The sequence below is a fragment of the Variovorax paradoxus genome, from assembly GCF_030815855.1.
Lineage (GTDB): Bacteria > Pseudomonadota > Gammaproteobacteria > Burkholderiales > Burkholderiaceae_C > Variovorax > Variovorax paradoxus_M.
On the sequence record NZ_JAUSXG010000001.1, the window covers coordinates 624,387 to 648,913 of the forward strand.

Annotated in this window: 27 protein-coding genes and 1 tRNA gene; 13 read left to right on the forward strand and 15 right to left on the reverse strand. The window is 66.0% G+C overall.

Going from position 1 to position 24,527, the window contains the following annotated elements; translation table 11 throughout:
• Positions 1–2: 2 nt before the first annotated feature.
• From QFZ42_RS02975 to cyoA, 7 genes are all read right to left on the reverse strand, one after another.
• Positions 3–551, reverse strand: a complete 549-nt coding sequence (locus QFZ42_RS02975; RefSeq protein WP_307699517.1) for a response regulator transcription factor — start codon at positions 549–551, stop codon at positions 3–5.
• Entirely contained in the window at positions 529–1,953 is a 1,425-nt protein-coding gene (locus QFZ42_RS02980; protein ID WP_307699518.1) for an ATP-binding protein, read from the reverse strand. The genes QFZ42_RS02975 and QFZ42_RS02980 overlap by 23 nt, the downstream gene beginning before the upstream one ends.
• Positions 1,910–2,701, reverse strand: a complete 792-nt coding sequence (locus QFZ42_RS02985) for an SURF1 family protein (protein ID WP_307704159.1) — start codon at positions 2,699–2,701, stop codon at positions 1,910–1,912. The genes QFZ42_RS02980 and QFZ42_RS02985 overlap by 44 nt, the downstream gene beginning before the upstream one ends.
• Positions 2,702–2,781: 80 nt before the next feature.
• Entirely contained in the window at positions 2,782–3,195 is a 414-nt protein-coding gene (cyoD, locus tag QFZ42_RS02990; protein WP_307699519.1) for a cytochrome o ubiquinol oxidase subunit IV, read from the reverse strand.
• Positions 3,192–3,857 carry a cytochrome o ubiquinol oxidase subunit III gene (gene cyoC / locus QFZ42_RS02995; protein WP_307699520.1) on the reverse strand — a complete coding sequence of 222 codons (666 nt, stop codon included), beginning with the start codon at positions 3,855–3,857 and terminating at the stop codon, positions 3,192–3,194. Before cyoC ends, cyoD begins: the two co-directional genes overlap by 4 nt.
• Complete coding sequence (gene cyoB / locus QFZ42_RS03000; RefSeq protein WP_373423376.1) at positions 3,850–5,862, reverse strand: cytochrome o ubiquinol oxidase subunit I; 2,013 nt, start codon at positions 5,860–5,862, stop codon at positions 3,850–3,852. The genes cyoC and cyoB overlap by 8 nt, the downstream gene beginning before the upstream one ends.
• On the reverse strand, positions 5,859–6,893 hold the full coding sequence (gene cyoA / locus QFZ42_RS03005) for a ubiquinol oxidase subunit II (RefSeq protein WP_307699522.1): 1,035 nt from the start codon (positions 6,891–6,893) through the stop codon (positions 5,859–5,861). The genes cyoB and cyoA overlap by 4 nt, the downstream gene beginning before the upstream one ends.
• A gap of 176 nt (positions 6,894–7,069) precedes the next feature.
• Here cyoA and QFZ42_RS03010 point away from each other — a divergent pair, with 176 nt between their 5' ends.
• The 4 genes from QFZ42_RS03010 to QFZ42_RS03025 all read left to right on the forward strand — a co-directional run bounded on the left by QFZ42_RS03010 (position 7,070) and on the right by QFZ42_RS03025 (position 10,052).
• Positions 7,070–8,410, forward strand: coding sequence for an MFS transporter (locus tag QFZ42_RS03010; protein ID WP_307699523.1), 1,341 nt, complete (start codon positions 7,070–7,072; stop codon positions 8,408–8,410).
• Positions 8,411–8,458: 48 nt separating this feature from the next.
• Positions 8,459–9,148 (forward strand): HAD family hydrolase, encoded by a 690-nt coding sequence (locus QFZ42_RS03015; protein WP_307699524.1) that lies wholly within the window; start codon positions 8,459–8,461, stop codon positions 9,146–9,148.
• Between the two features lie 71 nt (positions 9,149–9,219).
• Entirely contained in the window at positions 9,220–9,699 is a 480-nt protein-coding gene (locus tag QFZ42_RS03020) for a hypothetical protein (protein ID WP_307699525.1), read from the forward strand.
• Positions 9,700–9,725: 26 nt separating this feature from the next.
• Positions 9,726–10,052 carry a hypothetical protein gene (locus tag QFZ42_RS03025; protein WP_307699526.1) on the forward strand — a complete coding sequence of 109 codons (327 nt, stop codon included), beginning with the start codon at positions 9,726–9,728 and terminating at the stop codon, positions 10,050–10,052.
• Here the strand turns inward: QFZ42_RS03025 and QFZ42_RS03030 are convergent.
• The 5 genes from QFZ42_RS03030 to QFZ42_RS03050 form a co-directional block, all read right to left on the reverse strand.
• The gene (locus tag QFZ42_RS03030) at positions 9,995–10,999 is read right to left on the reverse strand and encodes an isopenicillin N synthase family dioxygenase (RefSeq protein ID WP_307699527.1); all 1,005 of its coding nucleotides are present in this window, start codon (positions 10,997–10,999) and stop codon (positions 9,995–9,997) included. The two genes, QFZ42_RS03025 and QFZ42_RS03030, sit on opposite strands and share 58 nt — an antisense overlap.
• 16 nt (positions 11,000–11,015) lie before the next feature.
• Positions 11,016–11,759, reverse strand: a complete 744-nt coding sequence (locus tag QFZ42_RS03035; protein ID WP_307699528.1) for an amino acid ABC transporter ATP-binding protein — start codon at positions 11,757–11,759, stop codon at positions 11,016–11,018.
• The gene (locus QFZ42_RS03040) at positions 11,756–12,478 is read right to left on the reverse strand and encodes an amino acid ABC transporter permease (RefSeq protein WP_307699529.1); all 723 of its coding nucleotides are present in this window, start codon (positions 12,476–12,478) and stop codon (positions 11,756–11,758) included. The genes QFZ42_RS03035 and QFZ42_RS03040 overlap by 4 nt, the downstream gene beginning before the upstream one ends.
• 13 nt (positions 12,479–12,491) lie before the next feature.
• A complete protein-coding gene (locus QFZ42_RS03045) occupies positions 12,492–13,187 on the reverse strand; it encodes an amino acid ABC transporter permease (protein WP_307699530.1) in 696 nt (231 codons plus the stop codon).
• Between the two features lie 161 nt (positions 13,188–13,348).
• Positions 13,349–14,176 (reverse strand): ABC transporter substrate-binding protein, encoded by an 828-nt coding sequence (locus QFZ42_RS03050; RefSeq protein ID WP_307699531.1) that lies wholly within the window; start codon positions 14,174–14,176, stop codon positions 13,349–13,351.
• A 173-nt stretch (positions 14,177–14,349) separates the two neighbouring features.
• Here QFZ42_RS03050 and QFZ42_RS03055 point away from each other — a divergent pair, with 173 nt between their 5' ends.
• Both QFZ42_RS03055 and QFZ42_RS03060 read left to right on the forward strand, forming a co-directional pair.
• The gene (locus tag QFZ42_RS03055; RefSeq protein ID WP_307699532.1) at positions 14,350–14,772 is read left to right on the forward strand and encodes a group II truncated hemoglobin; all 423 of its coding nucleotides are present in this window, start codon (positions 14,350–14,352) and stop codon (positions 14,770–14,772) included.
• Positions 14,773–14,805: 33 nt separating this feature from the next.
• On the forward strand, positions 14,806–16,029 hold the full coding sequence (locus QFZ42_RS03060; RefSeq protein ID WP_307699533.1) for an NAD(P)/FAD-dependent oxidoreductase: 1,224 nt from the start codon (positions 14,806–14,808) through the stop codon (positions 16,027–16,029).
• Positions 16,030–16,050: 21 nt separating this feature from the next.
• Here the strand turns inward: QFZ42_RS03060 and QFZ42_RS03065 are convergent, their stop codons facing one another.
• Both QFZ42_RS03065 and radC read right to left on the reverse strand, forming a co-directional pair.
• Complete coding sequence (locus QFZ42_RS03065) at positions 16,051–16,710, reverse strand: Smr/MutS family protein (protein WP_307699534.1); 660 nt, start codon at positions 16,708–16,710, stop codon at positions 16,051–16,053.
• A complete protein-coding gene (gene radC / locus QFZ42_RS03070; RefSeq protein ID WP_307699535.1) occupies positions 16,710–17,387 on the reverse strand; it encodes a RadC family protein in 678 nt (225 codons plus the stop codon). The genes QFZ42_RS03065 and radC overlap by 1 nt, the downstream gene beginning before the upstream one ends.
• 109 nt (positions 17,388–17,496) lie before the next feature.
• On the opposite strand from radC, the gene QFZ42_RS03075 reads away from it, so the two are divergent.
• From QFZ42_RS03075 to QFZ42_RS03085, 3 genes are read left to right on the forward strand one after another with little or no spacing between them, the layout of a single operon-like run.
• A complete protein-coding gene (locus QFZ42_RS03075) occupies positions 17,497–17,940 on the forward strand; it encodes an FKBP-type peptidyl-prolyl cis-trans isomerase (RefSeq protein WP_307699536.1) in 444 nt (147 codons plus the stop codon).
• A complete protein-coding gene (gene ispH, locus QFZ42_RS03080; RefSeq protein WP_307699537.1) occupies positions 17,937–18,905 on the forward strand; it encodes a 4-hydroxy-3-methylbut-2-enyl diphosphate reductase in 969 nt (322 codons plus the stop codon). The genes QFZ42_RS03075 and ispH overlap by 4 nt, the downstream gene beginning before the upstream one ends.
• A gap of 29 nt (positions 18,906–18,934) precedes the next feature.
• A complete protein-coding gene (locus QFZ42_RS03085) occupies positions 18,935–19,864 on the forward strand; it encodes a threonine/serine dehydratase (RefSeq protein WP_307699538.1) in 930 nt (309 codons plus the stop codon).
• Positions 19,865–19,983: 119 nt separating this feature from the next.
• Here QFZ42_RS03085 and QFZ42_RS03090 read toward each other — a convergent pair whose 3' ends face one another.
• Positions 19,984–20,385 carry a VOC family protein gene (locus QFZ42_RS03090; protein ID WP_307699539.1) on the reverse strand — a complete coding sequence of 134 codons (402 nt, stop codon included), beginning with the start codon at positions 20,383–20,385 and terminating at the stop codon, positions 19,984–19,986.
• A gap of 57 nt (positions 20,386–20,442) precedes the next feature.
• On the opposite strand from QFZ42_RS03090, the gene serS reads away from it, so the two are divergent.
• The 4 genes from serS to shkS all read left to right on the forward strand — a co-directional run bounded on the left by serS (position 20,443) and on the right by shkS (position 24,430).
• On the forward strand, positions 20,443–21,774 hold the full coding sequence (gene serS, locus QFZ42_RS03095; protein ID WP_307699540.1) for a serine--tRNA ligase: 1,332 nt from the start codon (positions 20,443–20,445) through the stop codon (positions 21,772–21,774).
• Between the two features lie 60 nt (positions 21,775–21,834).
• Positions 21,835–21,924, forward strand: a tRNA-Ser gene (locus QFZ42_RS03100).
• A 194-nt stretch (positions 21,925–22,118) separates the two neighbouring features.
• Positions 22,119–22,607, forward strand: a complete 489-nt coding sequence (locus QFZ42_RS03105) for a hypothetical protein (RefSeq protein WP_307699541.1) — start codon at positions 22,119–22,121, stop codon at positions 22,605–22,607.
• Positions 22,608–23,014: 407 nt separating this feature from the next.
• Positions 23,015–24,430 (forward strand): surface-behavior sensor histidine kinase ShkS, encoded by a 1,416-nt coding sequence (gene shkS / locus QFZ42_RS03110; RefSeq protein WP_307699542.1) that lies wholly within the window; start codon positions 23,015–23,017, stop codon positions 24,428–24,430.
• Positions 24,431–24,527 lie beyond the last annotated feature (97 nt).

Here is a 24,527-nt window from a genome sequence, read left to right on the forward strand (position 1 = left end):
TTCTACTTGACCTGCTGCTTGCCCAGCTTGCGCGCCAATGTGCGCCGATGCATGCCGAGCCGCCGCGCGGTCTCTGAAATATTGAAGCCCGTTTCGGCGAGCGTCTCGTGAATGCGCTCCCACTCCAGGGTCTTGATCGAGGTCGAACGGTTGGTCAGCTCGACCTCGGTGGTGCCGGTGGCACGGCCGAAGGCGGCTTCGATGTCGTCCGTGTTGGAAGGCTTGGCAAGATAGTGGCAGGCGCCGAGCTTGATGGCCTCGACAGCCGTGGCGATGCTCGCAAAGCCCGTGAGCACCACGATCAGCATCTCGGGGCTATGCCGGTGCAGCATCTGCACGCAGGCCAGGCCCGAGGCTTCGCCGTTGAGCTTGAGGTCGACCACTGCATAACCGGGCGAATGGGCTTGCAGCAGCGTTTCGACCTCTTCGGCATTGCTTGCATGCGTGACCGCGTAGCCGCGGCGCTCGAACGAGCGGCCGAGCGTGCGCGCGAAAGCCGCGTCGTCCTCGACGATCAGCAACTGGCGCTCAGCTTCGGTGGCTTCGGTCATGGGCTTCGGTGTCGGTCATTGCGAGGGTCTCGATGGCTTCGTCTTCTTCCTCCAGCACGACGGCCGCAAGCGGCAGCGTGATGGCCACGATGGCGCCGCCTTCCGGACGGTTGCGCACTGCGACGCGGCCTCCGAGCGTGCGCGCGACGTTCACCACCAGGAACAGCCCGAGCCCGCCGCCCGGCCGGCCCTTGCTCGACTGGTAGGGCTTGCCGAACTGCTTCAGCATCGCGGCCGGAAAACCCGGGCCCGCATCGGTGACCGTGAGCGTCAGCGCGTCGGCCTCTTGCGCCGCTTCGAAGCGCAGCCAGTGCGGCGAGGCCTCCAGGGCATTGTCCAGCACGTTGCAGATCATCTGCTTCACGGCCGAGTCGGAAACCATGGGCAGGTCGCGGCCAAAACGGTTGTCGTAGTCGAAATCTTCCACGGGGCGCGTGGTGCGCCATTCCTCGACCAGTTCGTCGAGAAAGGTACTCACGGTCGTTTCTTCCGACGACTCGCCGCGCGCCTCGCCGGCCGACAGCAGGATGCCGCTCACGATGCTCTTGCAGCGCTGGATCTGCAGCTCCATCTCGGCCACTTCAGTCAGCAGTTCGGGGTCGGAACTGAAATGCGGCAGCCGGCGCCAATCGCCGAGGATCACCGCGAGCGTGGCAAGCGGCGTGCCCAGCTCGTGCGCGGCGCCCGATGCCAAGAGGCCCATGCGCACGATGTGCTCTTCTTCCGACGCACGCTGGCGCAGGTCGGCCAGCCGCGCATCGCGTGCGCGCAGGTTGCGGCTGATGCGCGTGATGAAGACCACCAGCAGCGCGGCATTGAGCGCAAAGCAGATCAGCATGCCCTGCACGTACGGGCTCCAGAGTCCGCGGTCGTGGTCGAGCGGCAGTGCAAGAGGGCGCGAGAAAAGCGCCAGTCCCGCAAAGCAGAGGCTGGTGACCACGACGATGGTCCACGTCGACCAGGCCTTGAGCAGCACCGCGCCCAGAATGACCTGCAGCAGGTACAGAAAGACGAACGGATTGGTGGCGCCGCCGCTCAGGTAGAGCTGCGCGGTGAGCGTGGCCACGTCGACCAGCAGCGCAAAGAACAGTTCGCCGTTGGTCACCTTGCGAAGCGTGCGCGAGCGCAGCAGGCTCACCACGTTGAAGAGGGCCAGGCAGGCCAGCACCAGCAGCATCTGGTTCAGCGGAAGCCGTATGCCGAAGCCGTAGTGCACGAACAGGATGGTGATGACCTGCCCGACCACCGCGAACCAGCGCAGCTGGATCAGCTGCTGCATGTTCTTGTGGCCGGTGGCGTTGTCCAGGCTCACCACGCCCGCACGCGGCGCGTGCAGTTCTCCCGCCACGGCGGAGGCCTCAGTCGGGGCGGCGGGCGTCTTGGCGGGTTCTTCCGTCGGCATGAAAGGCATTGTCGTCGCTGCTGCCGGCTGAGCCGGGCGGGTCCCCGAGCTTGCGCCGGCGCCGATCGTCGCGCCACACGAACCACGCCGCGCCCGCGACCATCAACGCCAGGCCGTACCAAGTGATGGCGTAGACGAGGTGGCTGTTGGGAAAGGCGATGACCGTCAGGCCCGCGGCGGGCCAGGTGGGCGCTGCGCCGGGCGCGGAGGGCGCGGAATCGGCATCGACGAAGTAGGGCGCGACGTTGTCGAGGCCGCGTGCAGCCGCAATGGCCTGCACGTCGCGCGAGAACCAGCGATCGGCCGCGGGATCGTTCTTGCGCAGGAAGCCGCCCTTGGGTTCGGTGATGCGCAGCAGGCCTGTCACGGTGGTTTCGCCCTTGGGCTCGGCGGCTATGCGCGCCGAGCGATCGCGCGCTTCAGGCGGCACGAACCCGCGATTGACCAGCACCGTGGTGCCGTCGGCGGCCTGCAGCGGCGTCAGCACCCAGAAGCCGGCACCGAGCCGGGTGCTGGCCTGCACCAGGGTTTCCTTGTCGTGGAGAAAGGTGCCGGCGATGCGCAGGTGCCGGTATTCGTCGTCGGCTGCGTTGACCTGCGGCCAGCGGTCTCGCCCGGGGGCTTCCGTGGCCGGGGCATGCACGCGCTGCTCGACGCGGGCGATGAGATCGAGCTTCCAGGCCCTGCGCTCGACCTGCCAGTTGCCGAGTGCGACAAAACCGGCAAAGGCGAGCGCCGCGCAGACCATGAAGATCGCCCGCGCGGCCGTCGAGCGCTGCCGGCCGGCCTGTGTGTTGCGGGTGCTCTGGTCTGGCGGCAGCGTCGTCGTCAAGGCATGTTCTTCATGTCGTGCACCGACATCGGCATCATGTTGGCGTTCATGTGGTACATGACCCAGAGCGAGCCGGCCAGCGTGATCACGACGAGCACGATGGTGAAGATCAGTGCCAGCATGTTCCATCCGCTCTCGGACTTGGCGTCCATGTGCAGGAAGTAGATCATGTGGACCACGATCTGCACCGCGGCAAAGCCGAGGATGACCAGCGAGGTGGTGTGCGTGCTGACGAGCACCTTGCCCATCACGAGCCAGAAGGGAATCGCGGTCAGGATCACGGCCAGCACGAAGCCGGTCATGTAGCCCTTGAAGGTGCTGTGGCTCACGGGGCCATCGTCGTGATGGTCGTCGTGGGCGTCATGCGCGCCGTGGCCGTGCGCTGCGGTTTCAGTGTGGGCGGTGCTCATGCCATCGATCCCATCAGATAAACGAAGGTGAAGACGCCGATCCACACGACGTCCAGGAAGTGCCAGAACATCGACAGGCACATCACGCGGCGGCGGTTGGCGGCGCTGAACCCATGCTTGGGCAGCTGGATCATCAGCACGACGAGCCAGACGATGCCGAAGCTCACGTGCAGGCCGTGGGTGCCGACCAGCGCGAAGAACGACGACAGGAACGCGCTGCGCTGCGGGCCCGCGCCTTCATGGATGAGGTGGGCGAACTCGTACAGCTCGAGGCCGATGAAGCCCGCGCCCAGCAGGCCCGTGATGGCCAACCAGGCCAGCGTGCCGCCCATGCGCTTCTTCTGCATTTCGAGCACTGCGAAGCCATAGGTGATGGACGACAGCAGCAGCAGCGAGGTGTTGACGGCCACCAGCGGCAGGTCGAACAGGTCGGCACCCGAAGGGCCGGCCGCATAGCTGCGGCCCAGCACGCCGTACACCGCGAACAGGCAGGCGAAGACCAGGCAGTCGCTCATCAGGTAGAGCCAGAACCCGAGCAGCGTGCCGTTCTCGGGGTGGTGGTCGTTGCCGACGTGGAACAGCTCGAACACGGGCGGCTTGCCCGTCTGGTCGCTGTGGGCGTGGCCGGCCGCGGGGGAATGGAGGGCGGTGGTATCAGACATGGGCTGCTGCCAGGAGGCGCGTGCGCTCGGCCTCGGTGTGAACGACTTCTTCCGCGGGAATGTAGTAGTCGCGCTTGTAGTTGAAGGTATGGACGATCACCGCGGCCAGCATGGCGACGAACGCCACGCCCGCCACGAGCCACATCTGCCAGATCATCGCGAAGCCGCAGGCCGCGGCCAGGGCCGCGATGATGAAGCCGGCGCTGGTGTTCTTGGGCATGTGGATGGGCGTGAAGCCTTCGAGCGGGCGTGTGTAGCCGCGGCGCTTCATGTCGGTCCAGGCGTCGTTGTCGTGGATGCGCGGCGTGAACGCGAAGTTGTAGGCCGGCGGTGGTGACGAGGTCGACCATTCGAGCGTGCGGCCGTTCCACGGGTCGCCCGTGGTGTCGCGGAGCGACTCGCGGCGCACGAAGCTCACCACCAGCTGGATCAGGAACGACGCAATGCCCAGTGCGATCAGCACCGCGCCGAAGGCGGCCACCTGGAACCAGAACTGCAGCGACATGTCCTGGAAGTGGCTCATGCGGCGCGTGACGCCCATCAGGCCCAGCACGTACAGCGGCATGAACGCGACCCAGAAGCCCACGAGCCAGAACCAGAACGAGCACTTGCCCCAGAACGGATCGAGCTTGTAGCCGAAGGCCTTCGGGAACCAGTAGGTGATGCCGGCCAGCATGCCGAACAGCACGCCGCCGATGATCACGTTGTGGAAGTGGGCGATCAGGAACAGGCTGTTGTGCAGCACGAAGTCGGCCGGGGGCACCGCGAGCAGCACGCCCGTCATGCCGCCGATCACGAAGGTGACCATGAAGCCGACGGTCCACATCATGGGTAGCTCGAAGCGGATGCGGCCGCGGTACATGGTGAAGAGCCAGTTGAAGATCTTCGCGCCGGTCGGAATCGAGATGATCATCGTCGTGATGCCGAAGAACGAGTTCACGCTGGCGCCGGAGCCCATGGTGAAGAAGTGGTGCAGCCAGACGAGGTACGACAGGATCGTGATCACGATGGTGGCGTACACCATCGAGGCGTAGCCGAAGAGGCGCTTGCCGCTGAAGGTGGACACCACTTCCGAGAAGATGCCGAAGGCCGGCAGGATCAGGATGTACACCTCGGGGTGGCCCCAGATCCAGATCAGGTTCACGTACATCATGGCGTTTCCGCCGAGGTCGTTCGTGAAGAAGTTGGTGCCGACGTAGCGGTCGAGCGACAGCAGCGCGAGCACGGCGGTGAGCACCGGGAAGGCGGCCACGATGAGCACGTTGGTGCAGAGAGCCGTCCAGGTGAACACCGGCATCTTCATCATCGTCATGCCCGGGGCGCGCATCTTCACGATGGTGGCCAGCAGGTTGACGCCCGAGAGCAGGGTTCCGACGCCCGCGATCTGCAGCGACCAGATGTAATAGTCGACCCCCACGTCAGGGCTGAAGAGAATGCCCGACAGCGGCGGGTAGGCCAGCCAGCCGGTCTTGGCGAATTCGCCGACGAACAGCGACGCCATCACCAGGCCGGCGCCGAAGGTGGTCATCCAGAAGCTGAAGTTGTTCAGGAACGGAAACGCCACGTCGCGCGCGCCGATCTGCAGCGGCACCACGAAGTTCATGAGGCCCGTGACCAGCGGCATGGCCACGAAGAAGATCATGATCACGCCGTGCGCGGTGAAGATCTGGTCGTAGTGGTGCGGCGGCAGGAAGCCCGCGTTGTCGCCGAAGGCGACCGCCTGCTGGGCGCGCATCATGAGCGCGTCGGCAAAGCCGCGCAGCAGCATCACCAGGCCCAGCACGATGTACATGATGCCGATCTTCTTGTGGTCGATGCTGGTGATCCAGTCGCGCCACAGGGTGCCCCAGAGCTTGAAGTAGCTGAGAGCGGCCAGGACGGCGAGGCCGCCCAGCACCACGGCCGCAAAGGTCGCCAGCAGAATGGGCTCGTGGTAGGGAATCGCCTCCCACGTGAGGCGGCCGAAGATGAGCTTCGTCAGGTCAAGGTTCTCGAACATCGTCATTCTTCGGTGGTGCACATCGCCGTGACGTACTTGCGAGTCGGCGAATTGATGGAATTGATGCGGTCGGGCTGCCAGAGCGGCTTCGTGGCCACGTTGAAGGCGCCGGGCTTGCCCAGGCCGCCGTCCGCGTCGATGGCCATCATCTCTTTCATGCACATCTTGTTGCGGTCCACGCAGCGGTTCAGGATGGCGTCGTACAGGTCGGGGGCCACGCGGGCGTAGTGGCGCACGGGGTCGCGTTCGCTCGGGGCTTCGAGCTTCAGGTAGCTTTCGCGGTTGAGCTCGCCGTCCTTGCCGGCCTTGGCCTTCTTCACCCACTCGTCGAAGCCCTCATTGCTCAGGCCGTGGAACTTGAAGCGCATGCCCGAGAAGCCTGCGCCGCTGTAGTTGGCCGAGAAGCCTTCGAATTCGCCCGGCTTGTTGATGACCGCGTGCAGCTTGGTTTCCATGCCCGGCATGGCGTAGATCTGGCCGGCCAGCGCGGGAATGAAGAAGGAGTTCATCACCGACGTGGCCGTGATCTTGAAGGTGATCGGCCGGTCGACCGGCGCGGCCATTTCGTTCACCGTGGCAAAGCCCTGTTCGGGGTAGATGAAGAGCCACTTCCAGTCGAGCGCCACCACTTCGACCACCAGCGGCTTGGCCTCGGCGGGAATCGGGCGCTCGGCGTCGAGCCGGCCCAGCGGCCGGTAGGGGTCGAGCGTGTGCGTGCTGATCCAGGTGATGGCACCGAGCGCGATGATGATCAGGAGGGGCGCGCCCCAGATCGCGAGTTCGAGCTGGGTGGAGTGGTCCCAGTCGGGGCTGTAGTCGGCCTCCTTGTTCGACTGGCGGTAGCGCCAGGCGAAGAAGAGGGTCAGCGCGATCACCGGAACGATGATGATCAGCATCAGCACGGTAGAGACGACGATGAGGCGTCCCTGCTGATTGGCGATGTCGCCGGAGGGGTTCATGAGCACCGTGTTGCAGCCTGCCAGCAAGGCAAGGGGGAGCAACAGGGGCCATCGGCGAAGAGATTTGAGGGTGGGCATGCCGAAAGAAAGAAGTGCAGGGGCTGCGCAAAGACCCCACAATCTACGACCAAAGATTGCGCCCGGCTATTGGACGTTTTGTCCTATGGCGAGAATCCCCGTTCGGTGAGACGCTTGGAGCCTCTGTTCATGGTCTACCTTTGTCACTGCACGTGACACCCGAATTACAAAACGCAATGACGACGACGTCCAGCATCAGTCCGCAAGGCGCCCAGCCTGTGTCGCACACGTCCGAAAACGACGCCCTGCCAGGCGGCGAACACTCCCACATCGCGCCGGGCGAAATCGCTGTCGGCGTGATCATTGGGCGGGCATCGGAATACTTCGATTTCTTCGTTTACGGCATTGCGTCGGTGCTGGTGTTTCCGCACGTATTTTTCCCGTTCGAGGAGCGTCTCGAGGGAATCCTTTATGCGTTCGTGGTCTTTTCGTTCGCGTTCATCGCCCGGCCCTTCGGGACTGTCATTTCGATGGCCGTCCAACGACGATTCGGCCGCGAAGCCAAGCTGACGATTGCTCTGTTCTTGCTGGGAACTTCCACCGCGGGCATCGCCTTCCTGCCGGGTTACGCGAGCATCGGGTTCACGGCCATCGTGCTGCTGTCGGTCTTTCGCTTTGCCCAGGGCCTGGCGCTCGGCGGCTCGTGGGACGGATTGCCGTCGCTGCTGGCGCTGAATGCGCCGCAGAACCGCCGCGGCTGGTACGCCATGCTCGGCCAGCTGGGCGCGCCGCTTGGCTTTTTCGTGGCCAGCGCACTGTTCGCGTATCTGTACGCCAACCTGCCGGCCAAGGACTTCCTCGACTGGGGCTGGCGCTACACCTTCTACGTGGCCTTCGCGATCAACGTGGTGGCGCTGTTCGCCCGCCTGCGGCTGGTGGCGACCGAAGACTATTCCCGCCTGCTCGAAGAGCGCGAGCTGCAGCCCACCAGCGTGGTCGAGTTGGCCCGCTCGCAGGGCGCCAACCTGCTGATCGGTGCGTTCGCGGCCCTGGCCAGCTATGCGCTGTTCCACCTGATCACGGTGTTCCCGCTGTCGTGGATCACGCTGTATTCCGACCAGTCGATCACCGAGTTCCTCGTGGTGCAGATGATCGGCGCGGTGTTTTGCGCCGGCGGCATCGTGGCCTCGGGCCTGATCGCCGACCGCGTGGGCCGTCGCTTCACGCTGGGCGGCCTGGCCGCGCTGATTGCGGTATTCAGCGGCTTTGCGCCCACGCTGCTCGACGGCGGCCGCATCGGGCAGGACATCTTCATTCTGCTGGGCTTCGTACTGCTCGGGCTGTCCTACGGCCAGGCGGCGGGCGCGGTGACGTCCAACTTCGAACCCAAGTACCGCTACACCGGCGCCGCGCTCACGGCCGACCTGGCGTGGCTCATCGGTGCCGCGTTTGCGCCGCTGGTGGCGCTGGGCCTGTCAGCGCATTTCGGGTTGGCGTATGTCAGCGTCTACCTGCTGTCCGGGGCCGTCGGCACGCTGGCGGCACTGGGGTTGAACCGGGCGCTGGTGCGGGACTGATCGGGCAGGGCCGGCCCCGACGGCGCGCGCTGGCTTAGGATTCGCTCCATGTTCGCCGCCGCCATCTTCGATATGGACGGGCTGCTCATCGATTCGGAGCGGCCCATCATGGCCGCCTGGATCGAAGCGGCCCGCACGCTCGACATCGAGCTTTCGCACGCCCAGTACCTGCAGGTCGTCGGCCTGGCCATGGTGGAGTCCGAGGCGATCCTCGGTGCGCTGCTCGGCGGGCCCGATGCCTACCGCCACGCGATCGCCCACGTTCGCCAGCGGCTGCAGTTGGCGCGCTCGGACGGCGCGCCGCTCTTTCCCATCAAGCCCGGCGCGGCCGAGTTCCTGGGTGCGCTCCGCGAGCGGGGCACGCGCTGCGCCGTGGCCTCGTCCTCGACCAGCGGGCAGATCCAGGCCTGCCTCGGAAGCCTCGACGTGCTCCACCACTTCGACGCCTTCGCGGGCGGTGACGAGGTGGCGCGCGCCAAACCCGACCCGGCGCTGTACCTGCTCGCAGCCGCGCGCCTGGGCGTGGACCCGTCGCAATGCATCGCCTTCGAGGACAGCGAGAACGGCGCCAAGGCCGCGCTGGCGGCGGGGATGCGCGTCGTGATCGTTCCCGACCTCAAACACCCGCCCGCGTCGATCGTTGAGCGGGCTTTCCATGTGCTCGATTCCCTGCACGACGCAACGGCGCACCTGCCGCGCTGGTTTCCAGAGCGTCCGACAGCCCCCGTGTCGGCATGACGATGCAGCGGCGGAACCTGCTTCTGGGAACCGCCCTCGTGCCGCTGTGCATGCCCGTTCACGCACACCCCATGCCGATGCGCAGGGCCAGGCGGCTGGACCGCCTCTGGGTGTTCGACCTCTCTCTTACCGAGAAATGCGCCGCATCCGATGGCACGATGTCCGTGGTGGCCGAGGCCGATGCGGGCACCGAGACCGTCGGACTGGCCATCGACATCGGGCCCGACTGGAAAGTGGTCGATCCGCGAATGCATGTGCTGCGCCATACCGGCGAAGTGCGGCTTCGCAGCCTGGGACCGCGCAGCGACGCGCTCGTCGGCTTCCTTGCAAAGGCGCACCGCCTCGCCGCCGCGACGGAGGCCATGGTGGCCGAACGGCGATTGACGATGACCAGCTACTTCCCGCCGGGTGCGGACACCGTGCTGGATGCCAGCGTCCATTTGGATGGCGCCCACTGGGCCTGGATGCGCATCGACTGGCCGCACAGGCATTTTTCCATCGGCGCGAGCGATGCGAAGCGCCTGCTTGACCTACTGACGCTCACTGCCTGAAACTTTCCGAAGTCCGGAGGTCCCTCATGGTCATCAAGACAGGCACCCTGTGCCACGTCGTCGACAGCTGCCTCGCATCGCCGATGACCGAACGTGCGGTCGGCCGCATCGTCGAGGTGGTCTCGGCGCCCTACGAAGCGCCCAGCGAACGTTACTTGCCCGGCACCTACTATGACGTGCTGTTCGAGGACTGGACCTTCTATTGCCGCAGCGACAAGCTCGTGCCCATCTCCGATCCCGAAGCCGACGTGGGCACTTGGGAGGACGAGTTCATCAACGTCCCCGGAGGCTCGCCTCAGAGCACTTCGTCGCGCAGCTGCGGGAACACCTTCGAGACCTTCGCGAGCAGGTAGTCACCGTAGCGGCCGCTGAAGGCGTGCACGTTGGCGCGGTCCCAGCGCTCGGCGCTGTCATCGAGCGCCTCGGCGCCGGCGAGGCCTTCGATGCGCTGCACGCGCGCTTCGAAGTTCGGATCGAAGAACAGCGGAAACGACAGCCGGTCGCGCCCCGAAGTGTTGCGCTTCACGCGGTGCGGCGTCGATTTGTAGAGTCCGCCGGTCATGCGGTCGAGCATGTCGCCGATGTTGCAGACGAACGAGCCGGCGATGGGCGGCGCGTCGATCCAGCCGCCCGGTGTGTGTACCGCGAGGCCGCCGACATCGTCCTGGTGCAGGATGGTGAGCAGGCCGTAGTCGGTGTGCTCGCCGACACCCCATTGCACGTCCAGGCCCTCGGGCACGGGCTGCGAGGGGTAGTTGAAGAGGCGGAACAGGATCAGCGGATCAGCGGTGTAACGCTCGGCGAAATACATGGCCGGCAGGCCAAGGCTCAGCGCGATGCCCTCCATCAGCCGGTGGCCCAGCTGCGTCACCGCGGCCATGTAGCCGAGGATGGTCTCGCGGAAACCGGGCACGTCGGGGAAGAGGTTGGGGCCGTGCACCGGCGTCTTCGCCAGCACCTGCGGATGCGTGGCGGGCAGTTCGGTGCCGAGGTAGAGGCCTTCCTTCCAGTCGGGCCGGCCCGAGGTCAGCTCGCCGCCGAGCGGGAAGAAGCCGCGCCACGCGCGCCCGCCGAGCGCCATGCGCCACTGCATCTTGGTTTCTTCGGGCAGCTCGAAGAAGCGGTGGCTCAGGTCTTCGAGCCGCTGCACGAGCGCGGCATCGACACCGTGTCCCGTGGCATAGAAGAAGCCGTGCGCACGGCAGGCGGCGCCGATCTGGGCGGCCACATCGTCGCGTTCGGCCGTGCCGGCGACCAGCGGTGCGACGTCGATCACGGGGAGCGTCTGTGTGTCATTCATGGTCGAAGAGAGCATGTCATGCGCCGCGCGCGAAGGGCGAGCGGATGTCCGAAAGAAACTGCTGCGCGCGCGGATGCTGCGGCCGGTTGAAAAAGTCGTCGGGCGTGGCGCGTTCGAGCACCTTGCCCTCGTCCATGAAGATCACGCGGTCGGCCACCTCGCGCGCAAAGCCCATCTCGTGCGTGACGCACACCATGGTCATGCCGTCGCGCGTGAGGTCGCGCATCACGAGCAGCACTTCGCCGACCATCTCGGGATCGAGCGCGCTGGTGGGTTCGTCGAACAGCATCAGCGGCGGCTGCATGGCGAGTGCGCGCGCAATCGCCACGCGCTGTTGCTGGCCGCCCGACAGCTCGCTGGGCCATGCATTGGCCTTGTGCGCGAGGCCCACGCGCTGCAACAGCGCCATCGCGCGCTCGTCGGCCTCCTTGCGCGAGAGGCCGCGCAGCTGCATTGGCGCCATCGTGCAGTTCTGCAGCACCGTGAGGTGCGGGAACAGGTTGAACTGCTGGAACACGAAGCCGATGCGCGAGCGGAACGCATTCACCTCGGTGCCGGGCGCGTGGATGTCCTGGCCCTCGAACAGAATGCGCCCCGACTGGATCGGCTCCAGCCGGTTGAAGGTGCGGATCAGTGTCGACTTGCCCGAGCCCGAAGGGCCGCACGCCACGACCACCTCGCCCTTGTGGATGGTCTCGTTGATGTCGACCAGGGCCTGGTAGCTGCCGTACCACTTGTTGACGTTCTGCAGTTCGATCATGCGGACACCTTGGGGACCGAGATGGGGTCGGCCGCGGACATGCCGCGCCGCGCGAGCCGGCGTTCGAGCCAGTAGGCGAAGCGCGACAGGCCGAAGCAAAGAATGAAATACGTGCCGCCCAGGATCAGGTAGATCTGCGCCGGCTTGGTGAACACCTGCGTGTTGATCTGCGTGGCGATGAACGACACCTCGGCCAGCCCGATGATGTAGCCGAGCGAGGTTTCCTTGATGGTCGAGACGAACTGGTTCACCAGCGAAGGCAGCATGCTGCGCAGGGCCTGCGGCAGCACCACCAGGCGCATTGCGCGGCCGTAGCCGAGGCCCAGCGCGCGGGCGGTTTCCATCTGGCCGCGCGGCAGGCCCTGGATGCCGGCGCGTACGATCTCGGCGAGGTAGGCCGCATCGAAGATCACGAGCGCGATCAGCATGGTAGTGAACTGGTCAGTTTTCACGCCTGTCACGCTGGGCAGGAAGAAGTAGGCCCAGAAGATCACCATCAGGAGCGGCAGGCCGCGCACCACGAAAACGAGGCCCGTGACCGGCCAGCGCAGCCAGCGCCACGGGCTCACACGCGCGAGACCGAGCACGATGCCCAGCGGCAGCGCGAGCACGAGGCCGCAGGACGCGAGCAGCAGCGTGAGCACCAGCTCGCCGAGCGGGCCGTTCGGGTACTGCCCGATGAGGAAGTACACCCAGTAGTCGTTGATGATTTCCAGCATCTGTTCTGCGGCTCTAGATGGTTCTTACCGGAAACCGGTGGTGGTACCAGGTGGCCAGCCCCGTGATCGCGAGCGACACCGTCAGGTACGCCGCGCTCGCGAACGCGAACGATTCGAAGCTGCGAAAGGTCGCACTCTCGACCTGCCCTGCCTGATACATCAGCTCGGCCACGCCGATCACCGTGGCGATCGAGGTGTTCTTCCAGAGGCTCAGCGTCTGCGAGATCAGCGGCGGCACCGTCACGCGCAGCGCCTGCGGCAGGATCACGCGGCGCATGGTGCCGAGGAAGCCGAAGCCCAGCGCGCGGCCGGCCTCGAACTGCACGGTCGGAATCGCGCGGATGCCGCTGCGGATGTCTTCCGCCATGAAGGCGGCCGTGTAGAGCGCAAGCGCGATGATGGCGCTGTAGGCCTCGATGTGCCCCGCATAGAGCCACTGCTTGATGCCCTCGGGCAGCAGCTCGGGCGCCCCGAAATACCAGAACAGCATGTGCGCGAGCAGCGGGATGTTGCGGATAGCTTCCACGTACGCAAAGCCGAGCCAGCGCAGCGGCGCGAGGGGCGACAAGCGCAGCAGCGCCACCACGAGCGCAATCGGCAGCGCCAGCACGAGCGAGGCCGCCAGGAGCTGCAGCGAGAGCAACAGGCCCGCGACCAGCATGTCGTGGTACTTGCCGGTCAGCAGCAGCGAATAGTCGAACAGGGGCATGAGGGGCGACAGTATCACCGCCGCGAAGAGTGTTCGCTCCCTCCCCTTCCGGGGGAGGGTTGGGGTGGGGGCACGACGGCGCCTGATGCGCCGCAGCCTGTGCGAAGGCTGTCAGCCCCCATCCCGGCCTTCCCCGGAAGGGGAAGGAGAAACACACCAGATCAGTCGATCTTGTCGCTATCGAGCTTGAAGTCGCGCGTCTGGAATCCCGAAGCCGTATTCGGCCCGTACCACTTGACGAAGATCTTCTGTGCTTCGCCCGACTTCTCGAGCTCGCGCAGCGTGTCGTCCACCACGGCCTTCAGGCCGCTCTCGCCCTTCTTGATGCCGATGGCCAGCGCCTCGGTGCTCAGGTTCTGCTTGAGCACCACATACTTGGCCTTCTGCGGGCCGAGCTTGGCGTAGCTGCGCAGCAGCGCGGCTTCGTCGTCCACATAGCCCACGCCCTTGCCCTGCTGCAGCGCCTGGAAGGCCTGCTGGCTCGTATCGAAGGTCACGACCTCGGCGGTGGGCACGGCCTTGCGGATGTTCGGCTCCTGCGTGCCGCCGCGAATGGTCAGCACCTTCTTGCCGGCGAGCTGCGGCACGTCGGTGATGCCGCTGTCTTTTTTCACGATGGCCTTCTGGCCCGTCACGAAAGTGGTGAGAGAAAAGTCGATCTGCGCCTCGCGCTCCTTGTTGTGCGTGAGGCCGGCGGCCACCAGGTCAACGTGGCCCTGCTGCAGCTCGGGAATGCGTGCGGCCACGGCGATCTGCTTGAGCACCGGCTTCACGCCAATCTTCTTCGCGATGGCGTTCACCAGGTCGACTTCGTAGCCGACGATCTGGCGCGTCTTGGGATCGATGAAGGTCGCGGGTTCGTCGGTGCCGAGCACGCCGACCACGAGTTCGCCCTTTTTCTTGATGTCGGCGAGCTGGTCCGCGTGGGCGGCGATGCCCGTCAGCAGGGCGGAGGCGGCAAGGGCCGCGGCAATCAAATTCAAGCGCATGTTCTTCTCCTTCTTGGAAACAAGGACGGCACCATATCAATAAAACCGTGGATTATTAAATCCTCAATCGACATATGCATATGGGTGCCCGAATGGTCCTGATGCCGGTACTGGCTTCGCGAGAATTCAGTTGGCGTGCGGGCCGCGGAGGCTGCTGGAGGGATACTCCCGCCATGCAGATTCACGAAAAGCCTCCCGTCGACACCCCCTTCGAATGGATCGGCGGCGAACCCAAGGTGCAGGCGCTGGTCGACCGCTTCTACGACCTGATGGAACTCGAGCCGGCCTATGCGCAATTGCGCGCGGTGCACGGCACCAGCCTCGAGAATGCGCGCCAGCGCCTCTTCTGGTTCCTGTGCGGCTGGCTCGGTGGGCCGCAGCACTACACCGACCGCTTCGGCCACCCGATGCTGCGCGCGCGGCATCTGCCGCAGAGCATCGGCGGGCACAGCATCGGCATCAAGGAGCGAGACCAGTGGCTGGCCTGCATGGACCAGGCGATGGGCGAAACGGGTGTGCCCGAAGGGTTGCGCGCTCGGCTTCGCGATTCGTTCTTCCAGACCGCGGACTGGATGCGAAACCGTGGTGAGCAATAAGACAGACAACGACTCCGAAAGAGACTCTCTTCAATGAATTCAATCGTCATCATCGGCGGCGGCCACGCCGCGGCCCAGCTTTGCGCGGGCCTGGCTGAAGCGGGGCAGGGCGCGCGCGTGCACCTGGTCTGCGAGGAGGCTTGCGAGCCGTACCACCGGCCGCCGCTGTCCAAGGCCTTTCTCAAGAGCGCCGAGGAAACCACGCAGCCGCACAAGGCCGCCGATTGGTACCGTGACGCGGGCATCACGCTGCACCTGGGCGATGCGGCGGTGGCCATCGACCGCGAGGCGCACACCGTCACGCTGCATTCGGGCGCCGTCTTGCCGTGGGAGCGGCTGGTGCTGGCCACGGGCACGCGCGCACGCCAGATGCCCGACCTGAAGCCGGGGCTGGAAAACGTCGCGAGCCTGCGCGCCGCCGACGAAGCGCATCGCCTGCGCGCGCGGCTCGCCGATGCGCAGCAGGTCACGGTGCTGGGCGGCGGCTTCATCGGGCTCGAAGTGGCGGCCACGGCCAACGCGCTCGGCAAGCGCGTGCAGGTGATCGAAAGCGCGCCGCGCCTGCTGGGGCGCGCCGTGTCGCCCGAGCTGTCGGCCCATGTGCTCGCCACGCATCGCGCGGCGGGCATCGACGTCGTGCTTGGCGCGCGTACTGGCGCGTTCGAGATCGAAGGCGACCGCTTGCTGTCGATCCAGGTCGATGGTGCGAAGCAGCCCGTGGACCTGCTGCTGCTCGGCATCGGCGCCGTGCCTGAAACCGCCTTGGCGCAGGCCGCGGGCATCGAGTGCGCGGACGGCATCGTGGTCGATGCCCACATGCAGACCAGCGCGGCCGACGTGCTCGCAGTGGGCGACTGCACGCGCTTTCCCGATCGCCGCGCGGGCCGCGCGCTGCGGCTCGAGTCGGTGCAGAACGCGAACGACCAGGCACGCACGGCGGTGGCGACGTTGACCGGCGCCGCGCGGCCGCACGACGCGGTGCCGTGGTTCTGGTCGGATCAGGGCGGCCTGCGGCTGCAGATGGTCGGACTGATGCCGGCCGAAGGCACGCCGGCGCTGGCCAGCGTGCGACGCGCCGGGCCCAAGCCCGATGCGTTCTCACTGTTCCACTATGTGGATGGGCAGCTGGTGTGCGTCGAATCGGTCAACGCGCCGGTCGATCACATGATGAGCCGCAAGCTGCTCGAAGCGGGCCGCAGCCCGGATGCGGTGGCGGTAGCGGATGCGTCGGTCCCGCTGAAAAACCACCTCTCGTAAGCCGTAGCGCGGCGTTCAGGGTCAGCGCCGCGCCGGCGCAAGCAGCACCACCAGGGCGCCCGCACCGCCCTCGGCCGGCTTGGCCTGCACGAAGGCCAGCACCTCGTTCTTCTGGATGAGCCACCGCTGCGTCTTGGTCTTGAGCACCGGCTGCTTGCCGGGTGAACCCAGGCCCTTGCCGTGCACCACGCGCACGCAGCGCAACCCCTGCTTGTAGGCATTGCGAATGAAGCCGCCGAGCGCCTCGCGCGCTTCGTCGCTGCGCAGGCCGTGCAGGTCGACTTGCGCCTGGATGCTCCAGTCGCCCTTGCGCAGCCGCGCGGTCACGTCGGTGCCGATGCCTGGGCGGCGAAAGCTCATGGCGTCGTCGACGTCGAGCAGGGTCGTCACGTCGAATTCGTCGGAGAGCGATTCGCGCAGCACGCGCTGTTCGTCGAGCTGATGCTGCACCGGAATGGGCGCCGGCGGCTCGGGCGCGAGCGGCACCACGGCCGCCTTGCGGCGAAGCGGCTCCGTGGCGCCGATGGCGCGCGTGAACAGGTCTTTTTCGGCGGCGCGCTTGCGCTCCGCCGCGGCCTTGGCGGCTGCGGCGGCCGCTTCGCGCTCGCGGGTTTCGGCCAGCATGCGCTGCACCTGCTTCAGGTCTGCCAGGTTCTTGATGGGCGGTGTGCGGGAGGCCATCAGAGCAGCCCTTTCTCGGCCATCGAAAAGCTCTGGCCGGCGCTGACGATCACGTGGTCGAGCACGCGCACGTCGATCAGCGAGAGCGCGGCCCTGAGCGTTTGCGTCAGCGATTCATCGGCACGCGAGGGCTCGATGCTGCCGCTGGGGTGGTTGTGCGAAAGCACCACGGCCGCCGCGTGGTGGTGCAGCGCACGCGTGACCACCTCGCGCGGGTACACGCTGGTCTGCGAGAGCGTTCCGCGAAACAGCTCTTCGAGCACGATCAACCGGTGCTGCGCATCGAGAAACAGCACCGCAAACACCTCGTACGGGCGAGAGCCGATGTGCATCTGAAGATATTCCTTCACGGCTCCGGGCGAGTCGAACACCGTGCGCTCCTTCAGGCGCTCGGCCATGGCCCGGCGCGCCAGTTCGAGCACCGCGATGAGCTCGGCGCGCTTGGCGTCGCCGCCCATGCCCTTGATCACCTTCAGGTCTTCGGCGCCGGTCTGCAGCAGCCCCGCAAGGCCGCCGAAGTGGTCGAGCAGTTCCTGCGCGAGCTGGAGCACGTTTTTTCCCGCCACGCCCGTACGCAGCAGCAACGCCAGCAGTTCGGCGTCGGCCAGCGCGGCGGCGCCTCGCGCGATGAGTTTTTCGCGCGGGCGGGCGTGGGCGGGGAGATCCTTGAATGCCATCGAAAACCTGGGTGAAACCTTGAAAGAGCGGGTGGAAGCCCCGGCTCCTTAAAATGCAGTCCAGTTTATCGGGACACCCATCTTGTCTTTGCCTACCTCCGCTGCACCCATGTCCCACGTCGTGACTTCCGGCTCGTTCCTGACCCTGCATTACCGGCTGGCCGGTCCTGCGGGCGACATCATCAACACCTTCGCCGACAAACCCGCGACCCTGTCGCTGGGCACCGGCGAGCTTTCGCCCGCCATGGAGCAGCGGCTCATGGGCCTGGAAGAGGGCACGCACGCCACCTTCGAATTGCCGGCCGGCGAGGCTTTCGGCGAGCGCAACCCCGAAATGCAGCAATGGGTGGCCAGGAAGCTGCTGGCCCAGATGGGCGACCCCGACGAGCAGTACGCAACCGGCGACGTGGTGCAGTTCCCCACGCCGGACGGCACGGGCAGCTACGCGGGCGCGGTGGTCGAATCGAACGAAACCGCGGTGCGCTTCGACTTCAACCATCCGCTGGCCGGGCAACCCGTGACCTTCGAGGTGCGGCTCATAGGCGTGCTATGAACAAAGGCCTCGAAGAAGTCATCCTTGCCGAGCCGCGCGGTTTTTGCGCGGGCGTGGATCGCGCCATCGAGATCGTCGAGCGCGCTCTTGCCAAGTTCGGCGCGCCGATCTACGTGCGCCACGAGATCGTGCACAACACCTACGTGGTGAACGAACTCAAGGCCAAGGGGGCGATCTTCATCGAAGACCTGGCCGACGTGCCGCCCGGCGCCACGCTGGTGTTCAGCGCCCACGGCGTGAGCAAGGCGGTGCAGCAAGAGGCGCGCGACCGCGGCTTCGACGTTTTCGATGCCACCTGCCCGCTGGTGACCAAGGTGCACGTCGAGGTCGCCAAGCTCGCCAAGGAAGGCTACGAGTTCATCATGATCGGCCACAAGGGGCACCCCGAGGTCGAGGGCACCATGGGCCAGCTCTCGAGCGGCATCCACCTGGTGGAAGACGTGGAAGACGTGGCAAAGGTGTCGCCCGGCCAGACCGAAAAGCTCGCCGTCGTGACGCAGACCACGCTCAGCGTGGACGATGCCGCCGAAATCGCGGCGGCCGTGCGCGCGCGCTTTCCGAAGGTGCGCGAGCCCAAGCAGCAGGACATCTGCTACGCCACCCAGAACCGCCAGGACGCGGTGAAGATCATGAGCCCGCAGGTCGACCTCGTGATCGTGGTCGGCAGCCCCACCAGTTCCAACAGCAACCGGCTGCGCGAACTGGCCGAGCGCCTGGGCACCGAAAGCTACATGGTCGATTCGGCCGACGAGCTCAAGCCGGAGTGGTTCGAAGGCAAGGGCCGGATCGGCCTCACGGCCGGCGCCTCGGCGCCTGAAGTGCTGGTGCGCGAAGTGATCGAGCGCGTGCGGGCGCTCGGCGCGGTGTCGGTCCGCAAGATGGACGGCATCGAGGAAACCATCAAGTTCCCGCTGCCCAAGGGCCTCAAGCTCGACGACATTCCTCCGCCGGGACACATCTCTTGAACAATCAAACGACGAACTGGCGCCTTGAAATGGAGAGCGCTTCCCGCAGGCTGCGTGAACGCTCGGGCGGTTTCCTGCGCGAAACCCCGCTCTGGAAGCTGCCGGCTTCCGCCTTTGGGATCGAGGTGCCGGGCGTGGAGGTCTGGCTCAAGCTCGAGCACATGCAGGTCAGCGGCAGCTTCAAGGCGCGCGGCATGATGAACCGCTTGCTGGCCAACGACATTCCCGAAAGCGGCGTGGTCGTGGCTTCGGGCGGCAATGCGGGCATTGCGACCGCGGCAGCGGCCAAGGCCCTGGGCGTGCGCTGCCAGGTGTTCCTGCCGGGCGTCTCGCCCGAAGCCAAGCGCGCCCGGCTGCGGGCGCTTGGCGCCGAAGTGGTGGTGGTCGGCGAGCTGTATCCCGACGCGCTGGCCGCTTGCCTGGTCCGCCAGAAGGAAAGCGGCGCCTTGCTGACCCATGCCTACGACCAGCCCGAAGTCGTGGCCGGCGCCGGCACGCTGGGGGTAGAGATCGAAGCGCAGGGCGGCCTGCCCGACTCCGTGCTTGTGAGCGTGGGCGGCGGCGGCCTGATCGGCGGCCTCGCCGGATGGTTCGAAAATCGCGCCCGCGTGGTGGCGCTCGAGCCCGAAAAAGCGCCGACGCTGTTCCGTGCCCGCCAAGCCGGCGAGCCGGTTGATGTCGACGTGGGTGGCATTGCCGCCGATTCGCTCGGCGCGCGCCGCATCGGCGCCATTTCCTGGGAAATTACCCAGAAATACGTGCAGCATGCGCTGCTGCTGTCCGACGAGTCCATCCGCGCCGCACAGCAGTGGCTGTGGAAGGAACTGAAGCTCGCGGTGGAGCCCGCCGCCGCGCTGCCGCTGGCGGCGCTGCAGACCGGCGCCTACCTGCCGCGCGAAGGCGAGAAAGTGTGCCTGATCGTCTGCGGCGCCAACGTCGATCCGGCTACGGTCGCCTGACCCTCCGATTTGAAGCAGGCGGAGGCGGCCGCCGCCGGGCCGCCCCAAGGCGAGCCGCGCCTCCCCCTGGGGGGGTGGAGAATTACACGAAGCGCAGCGAAGTGAAAAGCCGGGGGGCCCTATTTCTCGCAGTTCACCATCCACGACACGCCGAACTTGTCGGTCAGCATGCCGAAGCCGACGGCCCAGAACTGCGGGCCGTACGGCATCGTGACCTCGCCGCCCTCGGCCAGCGCGTCGAAGAGCTTTTTTCCTTCGTCCACATTGTTGCCCTGCACCGAGAGCGAAAAGCCCTTGTAGCCTTCGAACGCCACGCCCGGCGGCATGTCGGAAGCCATCAGCTGGTGGCCTCGGGCTTCCAGCGTGGCGTGCATGATCTTGCCCTTGTAGGCATCGGGCGTTTCGGCGCCCATGGGGCTTTCGCCGAAGGTCATGCTGAAGATGACCTTGCCGCCCAGCGCCTTGGCGTAGAAGGCCAGTGCCTCGGCCGCGTTGCCGTTGAATGTCAGATAGGCTTGCATTGTTGTTTCCCCTTTGGTTGTCGAGGCCAAGATACTACGCCCGCCTAAAATCCTTGCATGCTCGACATCACCCTGCTCCGCAAAGACCTGGCCTCCGCTGTGGCCGGCCTCGAAAAACGCAAGAAGAACCAGCCCTACCTCGACGTGTCGGCGTTCACCGCGCTCGAGGCCGAGCGCAAGACGCTGCAAACCCGCACCGAGGAAATCCAGGCCCGCCGCAACACGCTGAACAAGCAGATCGGGCCGCTCAAGGCCAAGGGCGAACCGGTCGATGCGCTGATGGCCGAGGTCAACGCGCTCAAGGCCGAGCAGGAATCGCAATCCAAGCGTTTGGAAGAAATTCAGCCCGAACTGCACGCGCTGCTGCTGGCCGTGCCCAACCTGCCGCACGCCAGCGTGCCGGTCGGCGAAGACGAAACCGGCAATGTCGAAATGCGCCGCTGGAGCCCTCAAGGCGGTGTCGGCGCCAACGCCACGCCACTGGGCTTTCCGCCCAAGGACCATGTGGATCTTGGCGCGCCGCTCGGGCTCGATTTCGAAATGGGTGCCAAGCTCTCGGGCTCGCGCTTCTCCGTCATGAAGGGGCCGATTGCCCGGCTGCATCGCGCGCTTGCGCAGTTCATGCTCGACACCCAGACCGAGAAGCACGGCTACACCGAGTGCTACGTGCCCTACATCGTCAACGCCGCCACGCTCAGCGGCACCGGCCAGCTGCCCAAGTTCGAAGGCGACCTGTTTGCGGCCAAGAAGGGCGGCCAGGATGGCGAGCCCGCACCCGACCACTCGGCGCTCTACCTCATTCCCACCAGCGAAGTGCCTCTGACCAACTTCGTGCGCGACGAAGTCGTGGCCGAGGCGCAACTGCCGATCAAGCTCACGGCCCACACGCCGTGCTTCCGCTCGGAAGCTGGCAGCGCCGGCCGCGACACGCGCGGCATGATCCGCCAGCACCAGTTCGACAAGGTCGAGATGGTGCAGATCGTCCACCCCGAAAAGAGCTACGACGCGCTCGAGCAGATGACCGGCCATGCCGAAGCCGTGCTTCAGGCGTTGGAACTGCCGTACCGCGTGGTGCTGCTGTGCACGGGCGACATGGGCTTTGGCTCCACCAAAACCTATGACCTCGAGGTGTGGCTGCCCGCGCAGAACACCTACCGTGAAATCAGTTCGGTTTCGAACTGCGAAGCCTTCCAGGCGCGCCGTTTGCAGGCACGGTTCAAGAACGCGCAGGGCAAGAACGAACTGGTCCACACGCTCAACGGCTCGGGCCTGGCCGTCGGCCGCACGCTGGTCGCGGTGCTGGAGAACCACCAGAACGAAGACGGCTCGATCAATGTGCCCGCCGCGCTGCGGCCCTACCTGGGCGGTCTGGAACTGTTGCGCGCCTGACGCGCCCGGCGCTTCAAAAGCCCCGTTTTTGTCTGCTAGAATCGCAGGCTCGACAGCACCGGAGAGGTGGCAGAGTGGTCGAATGTACCTGACTCGAAATCAGGCGTACTAGCGATAGTACCGAGGGTTCGAATCCCTCCCTCTCCTCCAAGAATGGCCCCGCAAAGGGGCTATTTTTTTGCCTGTTTCCCTCGGAATGCGGCCCGGCGTTCCAGAACGCGCCAGGGTCGAACCCTTGGATCGCTCCATCGAAGGTAAGCAGGCCGTGCAAATGTGTATTGCGGGGCTACTATCCCGGAATGCGCTTCGTTGTCCTCACCTTGCTGGTCATGGCCGCTGGCCCCATGGCTCAGGCTCAAGCCCAGCAGGTCTACCGCTGCGGCAACCAGTACAGCACCGAGTCGTGCGGCAAGGGCAAGGTGGTGGACGTCTCGCCGCCGGTACGCAATCTCGATTCGGCCGGTTCAGCCCAGGTGTTTCTGTGCGTGAGCAACAGCGGCGGTCGTTTCTGGTCGCCGGACCATTGCAGGGAGCGCGGTGCATTGGTGGAGCGGATAGAGGCTGTTCCCGGCGGCCTTTCGTGGGAGCAGCAGGTCCAGATTGCCGACCAGCAAACCCGGCAGGGCTACGCGGTGCAGCGCCAGGCGATGGAGCAGCGCGGCGCGGCGACGGCCGGCGTGACTGCTGGCGATTCTTCACGTTGCGCGCACTGGAACCAGCAGGTCGAGTACTACGACCGGCTGGCGCGACAGCCACAAAGCGGCGCCTCCCAGTCTTGGATCGCCGAGCGGCGCAAGGAAGCCAGGGACCAGCAATTCCGGGCGAGGTGCTGACGTTCAACGATCTCGCTGCGGGCGATTCCCGCCGCGAAGGTATTCACTCGCCTTCGCATGCTTCTGCCAGCGCGACAAAGTCGGGCAGCTTCATGCCATCGAAGTTCACAAGTCCATACGCCGCTGTTCGACATCGGCAACGTGGTGATTACGCCAGCTGTGTTGGCATTCCTGGCAAAGCATGCATTTTTGCCCGGCGGCACTTGGTCGGAAGGCGCCCAGAGTTCAAGCATCGGGCGAGAGCGCAGACTTTCGTTTTCGGGCCCCGCGCCTCGCCGTGCCCTCGGGCGCTCCGCACCGGTTCTTTCCCGAAGCGGTGGCTTCGGCCCGTTAAGATCGCCACCTCTTCATGCCCGCATGCCGAGGGATTCCTGTAGTCGAATGAGAAAAAAAGGGCGGAGCGCCACATGGCCAATGCGTCGATCGCTAGCGTGACACCGGTTCCGACCTCGGCCGATGAGGCCGAATCGTGGGTTCGCGGCGAACTGATCCGCAGCCTGATGCGCTCCGCGCATGGTTCGTACTTCGTGTCGGCCGCGCTCATGCCGGCCATGGTCGGCCTGAACTGGAGCTACATACCCCATTGGGAGCTGCTCACGTGGCTTGCCGTCGGCCTCATTGCGACCGCCTTCCGCGCGTGGGGCGCCAGGGTTTATGCGGTGCGCTACGCCGGCCGGAGCGCAGCGGCGCAGCAGCAGTTCATCGAGCGCTACGGCTTCGTGTGGAGCACCAGCGCCATCGTGTGGGGGGCGTCGATCCTGCTGTTCTTCGAGCGCACGCCGCAGGTCAACCAGTTCATGAGTTGGCTCATCGTGGCCGGCGTCGGCACGTTCCCGCTCAACGGACTGGCGCTGCACCCGCCGCTGCTCAAGCGCTACGTCAACACGCTCTTCATCACCATGCTCGGGGCGGTTCTGATCCGGCTCGTGAGCATCAATATCGTGGAGCCGCATTTCCAGTACGGCTTCCTGATGCCGATCTTGCCCATCCTGCATTGGTTTCTGCTGCTGCGCGCGGGGCGCCACATTCACGAGACGGCGCGCAACAGCCTGGAGCTGCTGTTCCACAACCACATCCTGATCAAGTCGCTCACGCAGCAGCGGCAGGCCGCGGTGGCGGCGGTGGCGATGAAGAACCGCTTTCTCGCGAGCGCCGCGCACGACATGCGCCAGCCGGTGCTGGCGCTATCGCTCTACGCCGACTGGCTGCGCAACGAGCCCGAACTGGTGCTGGAGCTCGCGCCGAAGATCGTTCGCGCCACGCACGCCGTGAATGCGCTGTTCGATTCGATGTTCGATCTGGCCCGCATCGACTCGGGCCAGGTGCGCCTGCACATCGAGCGCGTCGAAGTGGCCGAGTTGCTGCACGACCTGGAACTGCAATACCGTCCTGTCGCCGAAACCCGGGGGCTCGACTTCCGGGTGCACGTGACCGAAGGCAGCTTCCTGACGGACCCGATCCGCGTGCGCCGCATGATCGGCAACCTGATTGCGAACGCCATCAAGTACACCACCGACGGCGGCGTGCTGCTCGCCTCGCGGCAGACGCGCGACGGCCTTCGCATCGAGGTGTGGGACACCGGCATCGGCATTGCGCCCGAACACCTGCGCGACGTGTTCCTGGAGTTCTACAAGGTGGCCGACCATGCCGGCACGTCCGACGGCTTCGGTCTGGGCTTGGCCATCGTCGCCCGCCTCTCCCACGTGCTCGGCCACCCCGTCAGCGTGCGCTCCCGCCTGGGCAGCGGCAGCGTGTTCCGCGTCGCGCTGCACGACGCCGACGAAGCCGTGGCCCAAGCCCGCGTCAGCGCCTCCGGCGGCTAGAGAAGACCGAGCGCCAACAAAAAACCGCGCCAGAGCGCGGTTTCAGCGGCCAACAACTCGCCCGCGTGCCCCTTCCAGAAACACCGAGGAACCGGCT